General features: G+C 62.2%; 13 protein-coding genes. 8 read left to right on the top strand and 5 right to left on the bottom strand.

Going from position 1 to position 16,274, the window contains the following annotated elements:
- Positions 1-27 precede the first annotated feature (27 nt).
- On the bottom strand, positions 28-1,464 hold the full coding sequence (locus tag EOB49_RS19490; RefSeq protein WP_164781739.1) for a glutamine synthetase family protein: 1,437 nt from the start codon (positions 1,462-1,464) through the stop codon (positions 28-30).
- Positions 1,465-1,627: 163 nt separating this feature from the next.
- Between EOB49_RS19490 and EOB49_RS19485 the strand changes: the two genes are divergently transcribed.
- The gene (locus EOB49_RS19485; protein WP_127381931.1) at positions 1,628-2,341 is read left to right on the top strand and encodes an HAD family hydrolase; all 714 of its coding nucleotides are present in this window, start codon (positions 1,628-1,630) and stop codon (positions 2,339-2,341) included.
- Between the two features lie 69 nt (positions 2,342-2,410).
- Here the strand turns inward: EOB49_RS19485 and EOB49_RS19480 are convergent, their stop codons facing one another.
- From EOB49_RS19480 to aceA, 3 genes are all read right to left on the bottom strand, one after another.
- Positions 2,411-2,815, bottom strand: coding sequence for a response regulator (locus EOB49_RS19480; protein ID WP_245472759.1), 405 nt, complete (start codon positions 2,813-2,815; stop codon positions 2,411-2,413).
- 278 nt (positions 2,816-3,093) lie between these two features.
- Complete coding sequence (locus EOB49_RS19475; RefSeq protein WP_112625246.1) at positions 3,094-3,336, bottom strand: hypothetical protein; 243 nt, start codon at positions 3,334-3,336, stop codon at positions 3,094-3,096.
- Between the two features lie 57 nt (positions 3,337-3,393).
- Positions 3,394-4,683 (bottom strand): isocitrate lyase, encoded by a 1,290-nt coding sequence (gene aceA, locus EOB49_RS19470; RefSeq protein ID WP_127268366.1) that lies wholly within the window; start codon positions 4,681-4,683, stop codon positions 3,394-3,396.
- A 228-nt stretch (positions 4,684-4,911) separates the two neighbouring features.
- Here aceA and EOB49_RS19465 point away from each other — a divergent pair, with 228 nt between their 5' ends.
- From EOB49_RS19465 to EOB49_RS19440, 6 genes are all read left to right on the top strand, one after another.
- Positions 4,912-6,354, top strand: coding sequence for an XRE family transcriptional regulator (locus tag EOB49_RS19465; protein ID WP_127381929.1), 1,443 nt, complete (start codon positions 4,912-4,914; stop codon positions 6,352-6,354).
- A 150-nt stretch (positions 6,355-6,504) separates the two neighbouring features.
- Positions 6,505-7,455, top strand: coding sequence for a DMT family transporter (locus tag EOB49_RS19460; RefSeq protein ID WP_127381928.1), 951 nt, complete (start codon positions 6,505-6,507; stop codon positions 7,453-7,455).
- Positions 7,456-7,804: 349 nt separating this feature from the next.
- Positions 7,805-8,902, top strand: coding sequence for a polyamine ABC transporter substrate-binding protein (locus EOB49_RS19455; RefSeq protein WP_127268369.1), 1,098 nt, complete (start codon positions 7,805-7,807; stop codon positions 8,900-8,902).
- An 84-nt stretch (positions 8,903-8,986) separates the two neighbouring features.
- Positions 8,987-10,126, top strand: a complete 1,140-nt coding sequence (locus EOB49_RS19450) for an ABC transporter ATP-binding protein (protein WP_127272201.1) — start codon at positions 8,987-8,989, stop codon at positions 10,124-10,126.
- A gap of 8 nt (positions 10,127-10,134) precedes the next feature.
- Positions 10,135-11,109 (top strand): ABC transporter permease subunit, encoded by a 975-nt coding sequence (locus tag EOB49_RS19445; RefSeq protein WP_127381927.1) that lies wholly within the window; start codon positions 10,135-10,137, stop codon positions 11,107-11,109.
- A 4-nt stretch (positions 11,110-11,113) separates the two neighbouring features.
- Positions 11,114-11,932: an ABC transporter permease subunit gene (locus EOB49_RS19440; protein ID WP_127271643.1), complete on the top strand. Its 819-nt coding sequence runs from the start codon at positions 11,114-11,116 to the stop codon at positions 11,930-11,932.
- A 22-nt stretch (positions 11,933-11,954) separates the two neighbouring features.
- Here EOB49_RS19440 and EOB49_RS19435 read toward each other — a convergent pair whose 3' ends face one another.
- Positions 11,955-13,808 carry an AsmA family protein gene (locus EOB49_RS19435; RefSeq protein ID WP_127272203.1) on the bottom strand — a complete coding sequence of 618 codons (1,854 nt, stop codon included), beginning with the start codon at positions 13,806-13,808 and terminating at the stop codon, positions 11,955-11,957.
- A 253-nt stretch (positions 13,809-14,061) separates the two neighbouring features.
- On the opposite strand from EOB49_RS19435, the gene EOB49_RS19430 reads away from it, so the two are divergent.
- Positions 14,062-16,020, top strand: coding sequence for an acetoacetate--CoA ligase (locus tag EOB49_RS19430; RefSeq protein WP_127381926.1), 1,959 nt, complete (start codon positions 14,062-14,064; stop codon positions 16,018-16,020).
- Positions 16,021-16,274: the final 254 nt, after the last annotated feature.

The following is a 16,274-nucleotide window of genomic DNA, read 5'->3' as shown; positions in this document are numbered from 1 at the left end:
CCCCTACTCCCCTACTCCCCTACTCCCCTAAACGTTGAGCAACAAATACTCCCGCTCCCACGGGCTGATCACTTCCATGAAGGTCTCGAACTCCGCCCGTTTGATCGCCGCATAGGTGGCGGCGAAGGACTTGCCCAGATGCGCGCAGAGTTCCTCGTCGCCCTCGAACAGGTCGACGGCTTCGAGCAGGCCGCGCGGCAGGTCGATTTCGTCGGCATTGGCGGTGGTCAGGACGGGAGGCTCGGCCTTGATCTTGTTGGTGATGCCGATCAGCCCGCAGGCAAGCGATGCCGCCAGCGCCAGATAGGGGTTGGCATCGGAGGACGGGATGCGGTTTTCGACGCGCCGCGCCGCCGGATCCGAGCGCGGCACACGAAACGCCGTGGTGCGGTTGTCATAGCCCCATTTGTTGTTGACCGGCGCCGACGCCGCCTGCGTCAGCCGGCGGTAGGAATTGACATAGGGCGCGAACATCACAAGTGCGTTCGGCACATGCTTCTGCATGCCGCCGATGAAGTGGAAAAAATCGTCGGTTTCCGAGCCGTCAGCGGCCGAAAAGATGTTCTGTCCGGTCTTCTTGTCGATGATCGACTGATGGATGTGCATGGCGGAGCCGGGTTGCCCCTGGATGGGCTTGGCCATGAAGGTGGCATAGATCTCGTGCTTGAGTGCTGCCTCGCGAATGGTTCGCTTGAACATGAACACCTGGTCGGCCAGTTCGATCGGGTCGCCGTGGCGCAGATTGATCTCCAACTGGCCGGCGCCCTCCTCGTGGATCAGCGTATCGATCTCCAGGCCCTGGCTTTCGGAGAAATGGTAGATGTCGTCGATCAGTTCGTCGAATTCGTTGACGCCGGCGATCGAATAGCCGGCGCCGCCACCGATCGCGCGTCCCGACCGGCCGACCGGCGGGGTCAGCGGATAGTCCGGATCGGGATTCTTGCGCACGAGGTAGAACTCGATCTCGGGCGCCACCACTGGCTTCAGGCCGAGCCTGTCATAGGCAGCCACCACACGCTTCAACACGTTGCGCGGCGTGAACTCGACCGAGCGTCCGTCCTGGTGGACGAGATCGCAGATGACCGCGGCCGTCGGGTCTTCTTCCCAGGGCACCACCGTCAGCGTCGACAGATCGGGCATCAGTTTGAGGTCGCCGTCGTCTTCCGGATAATGGAAGCCATTGCCATCCTCGGGGTAGCCGCCGGAAATCGTCGTCATGAAGACTGCCGACGGCAGCGCCAGCGAGGTGTTGGAGGTGAATTTCTTCGATGGCATCATCTTGCCACGCGCAACGCCTGCCTGATCGGGCGTGATGCACTCGATGTCCTCGATGCCGCGCCACTCCAGCCAGGCGCTGACTTCCTTCCAGTTCTTGACGCCCCGTTGGTTTTTCACGAAGGCAGGCGTGCGGGCGCGTCCTCCGCGGCTCGACGGACGGACTTCCTTTTTTGCAGGCGGCATCATTCACCAGATTGGGTTGCGGATTGTGGAGTATAGCCGTGCCCTCCTATGGAAGGGAAGGGGAGCCGCGTCGGGCATTGGCCGGCGCGGTTGAAAATCACGCCAATCGGCCTAGTTTCGGCCGTCGCAATTCCAATCGAGGCCCAAATCTTAATCGAGAAATTGAATGCGGCCCAACGGCGAACTGACAACGATCGGATTCGATGCCGACGACACGCTGTGGCAGAACGAGCAGTTCTTCCGGCTGACGGAAAAGCGCTTTGCCGCCATGCTCGTCGACCATGGCGAAGCCGAGCATATCTCGGCACGATTGCTGGAGGCCGAAAGGCGCAACCTCGCCGTCTATGGCTTCGGCATCAAGGGATTTACCCTGTCGATGATCGAGACGGCGATCGAGGTCACGCAAGGCCGCGTGCCGGCTTCGGTCATAGCGGAGATTCTCGATGCCGGCCGCGAGATGCTGAGCCATCCGATCGAGGCCTTGCCGCACGCCCGCGAGACGGTCGAAAAGCTTGCCGGCGCATTCCGCCTCGTGCTGATCACCAAGGGCGACCTCTTCGATCAGGAGCGCAAGCTGGCTGGCTCAGGCCTTGGCGATCTGTTCGACGCGGTCGAGATCGTCAGTGACAAGAATGCAGCCACCTATAGCAGGCTCTTCAACCGCCACGGTGATGGTCCGGCGAAAAGCATGATGGTCGGCAACTCGCTGAAGTCGGATGTGGTGCCGGCCATAGAGGCCGGCGGCTGGGGTGTCCATGTGCCGCATGAACTGACATGGGTGCTGGAGCATGTCGAGGCGCCGGTAACCGAATCGAGGTTCCGCCAGATATCCGATCTCGGACAACTGCCCGGACTGATCGAAAGCATCATCGATCCGTGATCGCCGGGCCTTACCTGGTTTGCTCAATTCCGGACGGAAAACCGCCTGCGTACTTTTCCCGCAATTGCCTTAGCGGCCGATCAGGCGATCGATCAGCGGTTGCAACCGTTCGGGCGTGATCGGCTTGGCGACCACCACGTCGATGATACCAGACAGGCCCAGACTTTCCGTCGTGCCGTTCTTGGTTGACAGCAGGATTACCGGTGGCAGCGATTTGCCCGAGGCGCGGCGCAACGCGTCGATGCTGGACATCAGATTGTCGCAGTCCTTGTTGTCTGCGCCGCCGTCGAGGACAACCGCGCCGGGAATGAGCGACCGCAAGATCCTTGCCGCCGTGTCGGGAGATTCGGAAATCGGCTTGAGCCCGGATCGCTCGACGATCTTTGAAATCACCACGCGATTGATCGGCGATTTCCCGACGACAAGCACCTGCGACGGATCGCGGACCGCCTCGGTGGTTGAGTCGCGGGTCACCGGATTCGGATGTCTTGGAGTCTCGCCTTCGCGATTCACCGGGCACACAAGTCAGCCAAGAAGCTCGCCCCTATTTCAATGCAGAGTTGAATCCGGAGCGCAATTGGCGTGAGATCGGAGCCTATGTCAAGTTGAAATAAAAGTGCCTGAAATCATCGCCGGAGCAGTGAATTTCAAGCAACGCTACTGTACTCAACTGTCCACACGTGCGTTTCATAAAAAGAAAATTCACCTGCGCAGGGGCTGCGCAGGTGAAGGGCCGGTTGCATGGATTCCGGTCAGCCGTGGCGCTGCTGCGTGACGATCACCGGGATCAGCAGATCGCCCCAGTTGCCGTCGCCGCCATGATGTCGTGCCGAGCGCACGAGCTCCACCGAGACGCCCGCCTCGACCGCCTTCATCACCGACTGGTTGAGGCGGTGCAGGTCGTTGGCCAGCATGCGGATCGTCGCCTGCTGGTCGACACTCATCGTCGTCGACTGTTCCTCGGCGCGTTCCTTGACGCGGCTTATCGATGCCATTGGTCTTCTCCTGTGTTCCCAGCCCTGTTGGGCGTTTCCTCTGTACTTTGCTGCTCGCTATTCCGCGGCCGGTTTGAACTGCGCGTGCTCGGTCGATTCATGCATGGCGGTGGTCGATGACTGGCCGCCGGTGATCGCCATCGACACGGCGTCGAAATAGCCGGTGCCGACTTCGCGCTGATGTTTGGTCGCGGTGTAGCCATCGGCCTCGGCCGCGAACTCCGCTTCCTGCAACTCGGAATAGGCCGCCATCTGCCGCGCCTTGTAGCCGCGCGCCAGTTCGAACATGCCGTAGTTGAGCTGGTGGAAGCCGGCGAGCGTGATGAACTGGAACTTGTAGCCCATCGCGCCGAGCTCCTTCTGGAACCTGGCGATCGTCGCGTCGTCGAGGTTCTTCTTCCAGTTGAACGACGGCGAGCAATTGTAGGCGAGCAGCTTGTCGGGATGATGCTTGCGCACGCCCTCGGCGAATTTCCTGGCCTGCGTCAGGTCCGGCTTCGAGGTCTCGCACCAGATCAGATCCGCGTAAGGCGCATAGGCGATGGCGCGGGCGATGCAGGGCTCGATGCCGTTCCTGACATGGTAGAAGCCTTCCACCGTGCGCCCGGCGTCGTAGTCGACGAAAGGCTGGTCGCGTTCGTCGATGTCGGAGGTGAGCAGCTTGGCGGCTTCCGCATCGGTGCGCGCGACGACCAGGGTCGGCGTGCCCATCACGTCCGCCGCTAGGCGCGCGGCGTTGAGGTTGCGGATGTGCGCCGCGGTCGGGATCAGCACCTTGCCGCCGAGATGGCCGCATTTCTTTTCCGACGCCAACTGGTCCTCATAATGGACGCCGGCGGCGCCCGCCTCGATGAAGGCCTTCATGATTTCGAAGGCGTTGAGCGGTCCGCCGAAACCGGCTTCCGCGTCGGCGACGATCGGCGCGAACCATGTCTCGACGGAAAGCCCGTTGCCTTCGGACGTTTCGATCTGGTCGGCGCGCTGCAGCGTCCGGTTGATGCGCTTGACCAGTTCGGGCGCTGCATTGGCCGGATAGAGCGACTGGTCCGGATACATCGCGCCAGCCGTGTTGGCGTCGGCGGCAACCTGCCAGCCCGACAGGTAGATCGCTTTCAGTCCGGCGCGCACCTGCTGCATCGCCTGATTGCCGGACATGGCACCGAGCGCGTTGACGAAGTCCTCCTCATGGATGAGCTTCCACAGCCGGTTGGCACCCATTTCGGCGAGGCTCTGACGGATCTGCACCGAACCGCGCAGACGCTTCACATCCGCCGCGGAGTAGGGCCGTTCGATACCGTCGAACCGACCTTCCGGGGCCGATGGGACGAGGTTGTAAAAATCAGTCATTGGTCACTCCGAGGAATTGCTGAACTGTCTCAAGGCGTCGAGAATTTGGGGTCGTTGGGCATGACTGGATTTACATTTCTGCGCGAAATCAGCCACAAAAATCCGGGAAGCCGACGGAATATAAGAGAAAACCTGTGTTGCGTTTGACAGAGGTGCGTTGTAAATTTGTCATTATTGTAAAAGGCCAGAGCCCAAAAAGTTCGTGTAAATTGCTGTAAAGGACAGTCCGTGGCTGACCAGAAGATCTTCGCCGGGCCGCGCATCCGCCGCATCCGCAATGCCAAGGGCCTGACCCAGACGGCGATGGCCGAGGGCCTCGGCATTTCACCGTCCTATCTCAATCTGATCGAGCGCAACCAGCGGCCGCTGACGGTGCAGCTGATCCTCAGACTGGCCTCCGTCTACAAGGTCGATCCACACGAGCTGCAGGGCGAGGCGAGGGGATCTGTCGCTGCCTTGAAGGAAGTGTTCACCGATCCCCTGCTGGTCGGCGAGTTGCCGGGAGATCAGGAACTGATCGAGCTTGCCGAGGCCGCGCCCAACGCGTCCGCGGCGGTGATAAAACTGTTCCGCGCCTATCGCGAGCAGGCCGAGCGCCTGTCCGACCTCAACGAACTGTTGGCGCGCGAAGGTCGGGCGACGGCGCTTTCCGGCGCCCGCCTGCCGATCGACGAGGTGCACGAGATTTTCGAGCGCCGGCCGAACCATTTCACTGCCCTCGAGGGGGAGGCAGCGGCGTTCACCTCGGTGCTCGATCCCGGCGACGATCTGTTCGGCGCGCTGAAGGCCTGGCTGAAGCGCGAATACGGCATCGTGGTCAAGGTGCTGCCGGTCGCCACCATGCCGAACTGGCGCCGCCGTTATGATCGTCATTCGCAGCGCCTGTTCCTGTCCGAACGCCTGTCGCCGTTCGACCAGTTGCGCGAAGTCGCGATGGAGGCCTGCCTGATCCGCATGACGGTCGCGGTCGCCGGCGAGATCCAGGCGCTCAAGCTGAGCACCGACGAGGCGCGCCGCCTGGCCCGCTTCGAACTTGGCCGTTATGCGGCGCATGCGCTGATGATGCCTTATCAGGCCTTTCATGCGGCTGCCGTGCGCGCCCGCTACGACATCGATGTCTTGCGTTCGCGCTTCGGCGTCTCCTTCGAACAGGCAGCCAACCGGCTGACCATGCTGCAGCGGCAGGGTGCCTCGGGGGTGCCGTTCTTCATGCTGGAGGTCGACAATGCAGGCAACCGCTTCCGCAAGGCCGGCAGCCAGGGCTTTCCACAAAGCCGCTTTGGCGGCGGCTGTCCCAAGCTGCCCGTGCATGTTGCCTTCACCCAACCCGGCCAGGTCTTCGTCGAGGCAGTGGAAATGCCCGACGGCGCCGAGTTCCTGTGCATCGCCCGCACGCTGGAAGGGCCGCAAGGCGCATTCTCGGAACGTCCGCGCCGCACCGCGCTGCTGCTCGGCTGCGACATCGGCTTTCGGGACGAAATCGTCTATGGCGCGGCATTGCCCGGTGCGGCAATCACCGCAAAGGCCGGCGGCATCGCGGCGACGCCGGTCGGCCCTGCCTGCCGGCTTTGCGAACGCGTCGGCTGCCTGGCGCGGGCTGAGCCGCCGGTGACGCGCCCGCTCGGCCTCGACGAGATGGTGACGGGCCTGAGTGCCTTCGATTTCCAGTGACGCCGTGTCCTCTGAAATGGGGGCAAGGTGCCATAATTGTCGCCGGCCGCTGGCTCAGTTCCGGCCTGCGCCTTTGCGTTACGCGAACAGAGCATCTTTTTGTCGTCCCTTGCGCATCGTCCCGTCCACAAAAGCTCGACAGTCGCGCTCATGATCGATACCGCATCGCCGATCGTCGCATCGCCAGCCGTCTCGCCGCGCGAGGAGCGCGTCGGCATGCTTTTGGTCTTCCTGTCGGCGCTGATGTGGAGTTTCGGCGGCACCATCGCCCGCTTCATCACTGTCGGTGACAGCTGGACGGTCATTTTCTGGCGATCCGTCTGGGCAGCCGCCTTCCTGGTCTGCTTCATGGTCTGGCGTGACGGCTGGCGTGGCACGTTGAAGCTGTTCCACGACATGGGTCTGCCCGGCCTTGCCGTCGGGATCTGCTTTGCCACCGCATCGACCGCCTTCGTCGTGGCGCTGGCCTACACCACCGTCGCCAACATCCTTTTGATGCAGGCAGGCGTGCCGTTGCTGGCGGCGCTGTTTGCCTGGGCATTGTTCCGCGAAAGGGTTGGTATCACGACCTGGGTGGCGATTGCCGCCGTCATCGCAGGCGTCGCCATCATGGTGTCGGAATCGCTTAACGGCGCCGTCTCGCCCATAGGCGACGGGCTGGCGCTGTTGATCGCGGTCATGTTCTCGATCGCCACCGTCATCACCCGGCGGTTTTCCAGTGTACGCATGACGCCGGCGACCTGCCTCGGCACCATGCTTGCGGCCGGCTTTGCCGCCTCGCAGGCATCGACATTCACTGTATCGGTCAGTGACATGGGTTTTCTCTTTGCTTTCGGCGTGATCAATCTCGGCATCGGCCTCGCCTTCTTCGCCACCGGCGCACGATTGATCCCTGCGGCCATCGCGGCTCTGCTCGGCACGTTCGAGCCGATCCTCGGCCCGATATGGGTCTGGCTCATCCATTCCGAGGTGCCGTCGGCGCGCACCATCATTGGCGGCACGGTGGTGGTGACGGCCTTGCTCGTCCATATCGGGCTCGAATTCAAGCGCCAGACACGGCCCGAGCGCGCTGGGGTTACCGGAGTGCCGTCGCCTAATTGAGGCGGCGCGCAGCTTTGCCATTGACAACTTCGTAGCCGCGCGGGCAGGCTGGGAATACGGCAACAACAAGACAGGCGTATCTTGCCAAGTCTCCCCCCCGGTCAGATCGAGACCGGATCACATCGTCGTATCTTTGCCCGCGCCACGGCGAAAGCCTCTGACGATAGCGGCACGCCTCCCAGGCCGCCGCAGGGACACAGAGCCATCTCTTGCCGCTCATCGAACCGCCTGCATGGTGTCGGCAGTTCGCGCTTGTCGCCCCTTGGAAAGCTCAATAGTCTGAAACAAAGCCCGGTCGCGCTGATACCACGACGAGCCGGTGAAGGAACACTCATCAAAGGAGAATAGCATGATCCGCAAAGCGCTCTGGCTTTCGGCAACCTCGGCATTCCTGACATTGTTCACCGTCGGCGGTCACGCCGCGGATCGTGTCGTCAACGTCTTCAACTGGTCGGACTACATCGACAGTTCGATCATCGACGATTTCACCAAGGAAACCGGCATCAAGGTCGTCTATGACACCTTCGATTCCAACGAAATCCTTGAGACCAAGCTGCTTGCCGGCGGCAGCGGCTATGACGTCGTCGTGCCCAGCGGCAATTTCCTTGCGCGCCAGATCCAGGCCGGCGTGTTCCAGAAGCTCGACAAGTCGAAACTGCCCAACATTTCCAACATGTGGGACACGGTTACCGAGCGAACCGCCAAATATGACCCCGGCAACGAATACTCGGTCAACTACATGTGGGGCACGGTTGGCATCGGCTACAACATCAAGAAGGTGCAGGCGGCGCTTGGCACTGACAAGATCGACAGCTGGGACGTCTTCTTCAATCCCGATAGCCTGGCCAAATTGAAGGACTGCGGCGTCTACGTGCTGGACTCGCCGGCAGATATCATCCCGGCGGCGTTGAAATATCTCAACCTCGACCCGAACAGCACGTCACCCGATGATATCGCCAAGGCCGAGGAGACCTTGCTCAAGGTGCGGCCTTACATCAGGAAGTTCCATTCCTCCGAATACATCAACGCGCTCGCCAACGGTGATATCTGCCTGGCGGTCGGCTGGTCGGGTGACGTGTTCCAGGCCCGCAACCGCGCGGTCGAGGCCAAGCAGGGCGTCGAAATCGGCTATTCCGTGCCGAAGGAGGGCGCGCAGATGTGGTTCGACCAGATGGCAATCCCTGCCGACGCGCCGCATGTGGCGGAGGCGCTCGAGTTCATCAACTACATGATGAAGCCGGAAGTTATCGCCAAGTCGTCGAACTACGTGCTCTACGCAAACGGCAACAAGGCTTCGCAGCAATTCGTCGACAAGGCATTGTTGGAGGATCCTTCGGTTTATCCCGATGCCGAGACCATAAAGAAGCTCTACACCGTCTCGCCATACGATCCCAAGACCCAGCGTGTCATCACGCGCACCTGGACCAAGATCGTCACTGGCCAGTAAGCAATCCGACACGGTCCCGGCAGCCACCTGCCGGGACCGTTTCTACCTGGGGCATGAAGCGAGAAAATCAGGACGGAGTGGGATATGAAATCGCTTGGCAGCATCCGCAGGGATTTTGCACCGTGGAACGACCCGAATGCCAAGCCGTACATCCAGTTCGACAACGTCACCAAGAAGTTCGGTGACTTCACCGCCGTCAACAATCTGTCTCTGACCATCTTCGAGCGCGAGTTCTTCGCGCTGCTCGGCGCCTCCGGTTGCGGAAAGTCGACGCTGCTCAGGATGCTCGCCGGCTTCGAGGAGCCGACAGCCGGCCGCATTCTGCTTGACGGCCAGGATCTGCGCGGCATCCCGCCGTACCGGCGGCCTGTCAACATGATGTTCCAGTCCTATGCGCTGTTCCCGCATATGACGGTCGAGAACAACATCGCCTTCGGCCTCAAGCAGGACGGCATGCCGAAGCCCGAAATCGCATCGCGCGTTGCCGAGATGCTGAAGCTGGTCAAACTCGAGCAGTTCGCCAAGCGCAAGCCGCACCAACTGTCCGGCGGCCAGCGCCAGCGCGTCGCGCTCGCCCGCTCGGTCGCCAAGCGGCCGAAGGTGTTGCTGCTCGACGAGCCGCTCGGCGCGTTGGACAAGAAGCTGCGCGAAGAGACGCAGTTCGAACTGATGGATTTGCAGCAGAACCTCGGCCTGACCTTCGTCGTCGTCACCCACGACCAGGAAGAGGCGATGACCATGGCCGATCGCATCGCCATCATCGACAAGGGCGAGGTGATGCAGGTGGCAACGCCGGCCGAAGTCTACGAGGCGCCGGGATCGCGCTTCGTCGCCGGCTTCGTCGGCAATGTGAACATGTTCGAGGGCAAGATCGCGCGTGGCGAGGCCGGCAGCGCCAGCATCGATGCCGGCAACGGCCTCACCATCCGCACCGACAATGCCGGCACCGCCGGCGCCGGGACGGCCGTCACCTTCGCCATCAGGCCCGAAAAGATCAAGGTGTCGTCGAAAAAGCCGGCCGAGGCGGTCAACGCCATCGAGGGGGAGGTCTACGACATCGCCTATCTCGGCGACATGACCGTCTACCATGTCAGGCTGGACGACGGCCAGGTGGTGCGCGCGAGCACCATGAACGCGGCCCGCATCACCGAGGATCCGTTGAGCTGGAACGACCGCGCCTGGGTTTCCTTCCGGCCCGATGCCGGCGTCGTGCTGACGCGGTAGGGGCGACCATGTCGAGCGCCGCCGTCACCACCTCATCAGCCTCTCCGGCATCCAATGCCGGCAAATCCATCGTTGCCAGGCTGGGTGCTGCCTTCGTTGGCCGACTGGTCATCATCATCCCCTATGTCTGGCTGCTGTTTTTCTTCCTCATTCCGTTCCTCATCGTCTTCAAGATCTCGCTGTCGCAGACGGCAATCGCCATTCCGCCCTATACGCCGGCGCTCGATTTCAGCGGCGGCATTTCCGGGTTCCTGGCTCAGTTGAAGCAACTCAGCCTCGACAATTACACCTGGCTGACGCAGGACGCGCTCTACTTCAACGCCTATGTGACCAGCGTCATCATCGCCGCGATCTCGACGGTCCTGACATTGCTTGTCGGCTATCCCATCGCGTACGGCATGGCTCGCGCGCCGGCGACGATCCGCCCGACCTTGCTGATGCTGGTGATCCTGCCGTTCTGGACCTCGTTCCTGATCCGCGTCTATGCCTGGATCGGCATTCTCAAGCCCGAAGGGCTGCTCAATCAGCTGCTGCTCGCCACCGGCGTCATCCACCAGCCGCTGATCATCCTCAACACCTATACGGCGATCTTCATAGGCATCGTCTATTCCTACCTGCCGTTCATGGTGTTACCGCTCTATTCCGCGCTTGAGAAGATGGACTATTCGCTGATCGAGGCAGCCAAGGATCTCGGCTGTCCGCCGACAAGTGCGTTCTGGAAGATCACCTTCCCGCTGTCGCTGCCCGGCGTCATCGCCGGCTGTCTGCTGGTGTTCATTCCGGCCGTCGGCGAGTTCGTCATTCCCGATCTGCTCGGCGGCTCGCAGACGCTGATGATCGGCAAGACGTTGTGGAACGAGTTCTTCGCCAATCGCGACTGGCCGGTATCGTCGGCCGTTGCCGTCATCCTGCTGTTGCTGCTGATCGTGCCGATCATGCTCTTCCAGCGGGCCCAGGCGCGCGCTCAGGAAATGGATAGGTGACCTCATGAACGCCACCTGGAGCCGCTTCAACATCACTTCGATCGTGCTTGGCTTTGCCTTTCTCTATCTGCCGATCGTGCTGCTCATCGTCTTCTCGTTCAACGAGTCGAAACTGGTTACGGTCTGGGGTGGTTTCTCGACCAAATGGTACGTCTCGCTGTTCCACAATCAGGGCCTCATGGACGCGACCTGGGTGACGGCGCGCGTTGGCCTGATCTCGGCCACGGTAGCGACCGTTCTCGGCACGCTGGCGGCACTCACCTTGACCCGCTATACGCGCTTCAAGGGCAGGGTGCTGTTCTCCGGCATGGTCTTTGCGCCGCTGGTCATGCCGGAAGTGATCACCGGCCTGTCGCTGCTGCTGCTCTTCGTCGCGGTCGGGCTCGACCGTGGCTTTCTCACCGTGACGCTCGCCCATATCACGCTGACCATGTGCTTCGTCGCCGTGGTCGTGCAGTCGCGCCTCATGACCTTCGACCGCTCGCTGGAAGAAGCCGCGATGGATCTTGGCGCAACGCCGGTGAAGACCTTCTTCCAGATCACACTGCCGGTCATCATGCCGGCGATCGTCTCCGGCTGGATGCTGGCTTTCACGCTTTCGCTCGACGATCTGGTTATCGCAAGCTTCACCTCCGGGCCGGGCGCGACGACGCTGCCGATGAAGATCTACAGCCAGGTTCGCCTCGGCGTGACGCCGGAAATCAACGCCGCCTGTACCATTTTGATCGCCGTCGTGGCGATGGGCGTCATCATCGCCTCGCTTGCCAACAAGCGGCGTGAGGTGCAGCGCCAGCTCGACGAGCAGGTGGCGCAGCGCGGGTGAAAGACAGAAGGCGCAGTGTCGCCTATTCCCCCGAAACGCCGCGGCTGATCGGGGAAATGAACGGCGTGCTCCAGGTTCCGCCGACGAAGAATGATGACTGGTTGGGACCTTGCTGGCCGTTGGCCTGCGTTGCCGCCTGGTCAGGCTGAATGACGCCGCCGGACAAGGCCAGTCCGCGCCCGGCGTAGGACGCGATGCCGGACAGCCAGATCTTGTACTTCGCTGAATTGGCCTCGGCCTTGTCGATCCGCGCCACGCCCTTCGAAATGGTGGCCTTGATCTCGGCGCCGTCGATCGGCAATGTCCCGTCAGAGACATCGTCGAGCGCGAAGAAGCCGCCCTGTTCGGTATGTTTGAGGAAGGCCGGCAGGTTGAGCTTGCTCAACGCACCCGGCCCGAAGGTCGCCGAGACCGAGCCGTCGGCATTGTCGAAGATGGAATCCCAGGTTCTGCCCGGCCCCTTGAGGATCACCGAGACGGTGCCCGTGCCGACCGGCACCAGCCGCGTCATCCCTGCCGCCGTGCCGAACGCACCGCCGTCGATGTCGGACGCCAGAAGGCGGATTTCGACCTGCGAGCCCTCCGGCTTGCGATCGAAGCGAAGGCTGGTCTGGATGTTGCCGCCGAAGGCCGAGGCATCGGAGATGTCGAAGACGGACAGACCATCCTTGACCTGGGCGGTGGCGGCGACATCGGCGAGCTGGATAGGCCCCGCCGTGGCGTGGGCTGCCGACAGCCTCAGATCGAGATTGATCTTGTCGGCGAAACTTGTGTCGATTTCGCCGGGTCCCGCCCCTCCGGTCGGCACCAGCGGGGTGAAGGCCGAAAGAAACGATCTGAGGTCGAGCGTGTCGAAGGCGAGCGTACCGGAGATCACCGGTTGTGCTTCCCCAAGCGAGAGGTCCAGCGCACCCATCCCCGGATTGTTGTCGAGCGCAATCGCCGTGTTGTCGAACTTGACGCGCCCGCCGGTCGCGGTGATCTTGCTCGAAATGCTGACCGAGCCGATCGCCGCACCTGGAGCGATGCCGGCCTGCGACCATTCCAGGACACGCCGCAGCGAGGGTGCCGAGAACTTCGCCTGACCGTCGAAATAGGTATTTTCAGACATGCTGGCCGTGCCGTCGAACGAGAAGGTGGCGGGTGCCGCCTTGAAGGACAGCGTCAGCGGCGCCGTGCCGCCGGCAAACAGCACAAGTGGTCTGGCCGAGGCGACGTCCAGCGCGACGCTTTCGCCCCGCCAGATCCCTGTTGCCGACAGCGTCGCATTGCTGTTCATCGCGGCCCAATTCGCCTGACCGTTTAAACTGCTGAGGATCTCGACGTCCTTGCCGCCGATGGAGGCTACCATTCGGCCGTCGCGAAACTCGACCGTGCCGAAGGTGTCGGTAGGCAGCTTGTCGAGGTCCGGCTTGGCGGGGTCGGCATTGACCACGCCGCGCGCCGTGTCGATGGAACGCGTGATGCGCCCGCCGGTGGGGACAGCGGGCAGGAAAAGGCCGGCAGGCGTGCGCTGGACCCGGATCGTCGGCCGCACCAGCCGCGCCGTCGAAAACACCACGTCGCCGCGCAGCGCCGCCATGGCGGAAAGGTCGACCTCGACCCGTTCTGCCTCGACCACCGGCGGCGCCTCGGTGTCGGTCCATTGTGAAAGCGTCACATCGGTCAGGATTGCCCGGAATGTCGGCCAGACCTCGATGCGCGGCGAACCGTCGATGGCGACCCGGAAGCCGCTCCACGCGCTCATTTCCCAGGCGATGCGGTCGCGCACGATACGGGTGGAGGCAATCAGCGGCAGGGCGGCAACGACCAGCGCGACGACGATCACGGCAGCGCCGATCGCCCATATTCCGCGCCGGATCATAGATGATGGCATATGGCCCCGTATGCTTCCATTCCGACAAATCGCCCGACGGGTGTAACCCCGGTCGTCACCACGACTGCAGTCGTGACCACACTTCCGGCCGCCACCACGACTTCAAGTTGTCACTACGACTTAGGGCTGAGGCATTTCAAGTCTTTATGGCCCGGCGATGGCATTTGCGCACATCTGGTCGCATCAGCCGAACAAAATCTTGCTCTGCTGCGCTGCGATATGCATAAGCGATGGCGACCGTGGAGGAACGATCATGGCTGCCGAACAACCGCTCTGGACCCCGACGCAAGACCAGATTGACGCAGCACCCTTGACCGCCTTCACCAAGGCCGCCGGAGTGAAAGCCGGCGGTGCGTTTTCCTCGTATTCGCAGCTTCATGCCTGGTCGGTCGAGGATCGTGAGGGGTTCTGGAGCCTGGTCTGGGATTTCTGCGGCATCGTCGGCGACAAGGGCGATAACCTGCTCGTCGACGGCGACAAGATGCCCGGCGCTTCTTTCTTTCCCGATGCGACACTGAATTTCGCTGAGAATCTGCTGAAGAAGACCGGCTCAGGCGACGCAATCGTGTTTCGCGGCGAAGACAAGGTCGAGCGCCGGCTGTCCTGGAACGCGTTGCACGCGCTGACCTCGCGGCTGCAGCAGCTTTTCCTGTCGCTCAACGTGAAGAAGGGCGACCGCATTGCCGCCATGATGCCCAACATGCCGGAGACCGTCGCCGCCATGCTGGCCGCGGCCTCGATCGGTGCCGTCTGGTCGTCCTGCTCTCCCGACTTCGGCGAGCAGGGCGTGCTCGACAGGTTCGGCCAGATCGAGCCCGTCGTCTTCATCGCGCCGGATGGCTATTGGTACAATGGCAAGGCGATCGAGGTCGCCGACAAGATCGCCGCGGTCGCGGCCAAGCTCGGCACTGTCCGCAAGATCCTGGTCGTCGACTATCTCGGCACATCGAGCGATATCGCCGGGACCATCGACAAGGCGGTAGCGCTGGAAGAGGCGCTGTCGCCCTTCGTCGGCAAGCCCGTTGCCTTCGAGCCGCTGCCGTTTTCGCATCCGCTCTACATCCTGTTTTCGTCGGGAACGACCGGCATTCCCAAATGCATCGTCCATTCGGCCGGCGGCACGCTGATCCAGCATGTCAAGGAACACCGGCTGCATGCCGGTCTCACCGATGGCGACCGCTTCTTCTACTTCACCACCTGCGGCTGGATGATGTGGAACTGGCTGGTGTCGGGGCTCGCTTCGGGGGCCACATTGCTGCTCTATGACGGTTCGCCCTTCTACCCCGACGGCAGTGTGCTGTTCGATTTCGCCGATGCCGAGAAGATGACGTTCCTCGGCACCTCGGCCAAGTTCATCGATTCCGTGCGCAAGGCCGGCCTCAAGCCGATCCGCACGCATGATCTGTCCACTGTGCGTGCAATCTCCTCCACCGGCTCGCCGCTGTCGCCGGAAGATTTCCGCTTCGTCTATGATGGCATCAAGAAGGACGTGCATCTGGCCTCGGTCTCCGGCGGCACCGACATCGTCTCCTGCTTCGTGCTCGGCGTGCCGACGCAGCCGGTCTGGACCGGCGAGATCCAGGGACCTGGCCTCGGCCTGGCCGTCGATGTCTGGGACGACGACGGCAGGCCGGTCCGGCAGGAAAAGGGCGAGTTGGTCTGCGCACAAGCCTTTCCGGCGATGCCGATCGGCTTTTGGAACGACCCCGATGGCAAGAAGTACCGGGCGGCCTATTTCGAGCGCTTCGACAATGTCTGGTGTCACGGCGATTTCGCCGAATGGACCGCGCATGGCGGCCTGATCATCCATGGCCGCTCCGACGCCACGCTCAACCCGGGCGGCGTGCGCATCGGCACGGCGGAGATCTACAACCAGGTCGAACAGATGCCGGAGATTCTGGAAGCGCTGTGCATCGGCCAGGACTTCGACAACGACGTGCGCGTCGTACTGTTCGTGCGCCTGGCCGCCGGCGCGCAGCTCGACGAAAATCTGGAAAAACGCATCCGCGCCAAGATCCGCAGTGGCGCCAGTCCCCGCCATGTCCCGGCCAGGATCGTTGCCGTGTCGGATATTCCCCGCACCAAGTCGGGTAAGATCACCGAACTCGCGGTGCGCGACGTGGTGCACGGCCGCGCCATCAAGAACAAGGAAGCGCTCGCCAACCCGGAAGCGCTCGACCTGTTCAAGAACCTGCCGCAGCTGGCCGAGTAGCTGCTACTGCATGTCGCTCAAAAGTGGTCCGGTTTTGAGACAACGACATGCATGAAAAAGGCCTTTCCGGCATGGTTAACGAAATATCTCGCTAGAATTTACCTAGATTTCATGAGTGGTACACATTCGTAAATTTTCCGGCACTCCGGTAAGGAGTTGTTAAGGTCCGGCGTCGATAGTCGCAGGTAACTTGAGGGAGAAATCCCGTTCCTCAGCCCCGAGGATCCGAATTCGCTCAAGCCCCCGTTGTGACA

Source organism: Mesorhizobium sp. M7A.F.Ca.MR.148.00.0.0 (assembly GCF_003997735.1).
Taxonomy (GTDB): domain Bacteria; phylum Pseudomonadota; class Alphaproteobacteria; order Rhizobiales; family Rhizobiaceae; genus Mesorhizobium.
The sequence above is the reverse complement of the archived record's forward strand: the minus strand, read 5'-3'. Positions and strand labels throughout refer to the sequence as shown.

Bases quoted from the DNA above. Each gene is read 5' to 3' on its own strand.
- EOB49_RS19490 (WP_164781739.1), bottom strand. From the start codon at position 1,464: ATGATGCCGCCTGCAAAAAAGGAAGTCCGTCCGTCGAGCCGCGGAGGA.
- EOB49_RS19485 (WP_127381931.1), top strand. From the start codon at position 1,628: ATGCGGCCCAACGGCGAACTGACAACGATCGGATTCGATGCCGACGAC.
- EOB49_RS19475 (WP_112625246.1), bottom strand. From the start codon at position 3,336: ATGGCATCGATAAGCCGCGTCAAGGAACGCGCCGAGGAACAGTCGACG.
- aceA (WP_127268366.1), bottom strand. From the start codon at position 4,683: ATGACTGATTTTTACAACCTCGTCCCATCGGCCCCGGAAGGTCGGTTC.
- EOB49_RS19460 (WP_127381928.1), top strand. From the start codon at position 6,505: ATGATCGATACCGCATCGCCGATCGTCGCATCGCCAGCCGTCTCGCCG.
- EOB49_RS19455 (WP_127268369.1), top strand. From the start codon at position 7,805: ATGATCCGCAAAGCGCTCTGGCTTTCGGCAACCTCGGCATTCCTGACA.
- EOB49_RS19450 (WP_127272201.1), top strand. From the start codon at position 8,987: ATGAAATCGCTTGGCAGCATCCGCAGGGATTTTGCACCGTGGAACGAC.
- EOB49_RS19445 (WP_127381927.1), top strand. From the start codon at position 10,135: ATGTCGAGCGCCGCCGTCACCACCTCATCAGCCTCTCCGGCATCCAAT.
- EOB49_RS19440 (WP_127271643.1), top strand. From the start codon at position 11,114: ATGAACGCCACCTGGAGCCGCTTCAACATCACTTCGATCGTGCTTGGC.
- EOB49_RS19435 (WP_127272203.1), bottom strand. From the start codon at position 13,808: ATGCCATCATCTATGATCCGGCGCGGAATATGGGCGATCGGCGCTGCC.
- EOB49_RS19430 (WP_127381926.1), top strand. From the start codon at position 14,062: ATGGCTGCCGAACAACCGCTCTGGACCCCGACGCAAGACCAGATTGAC.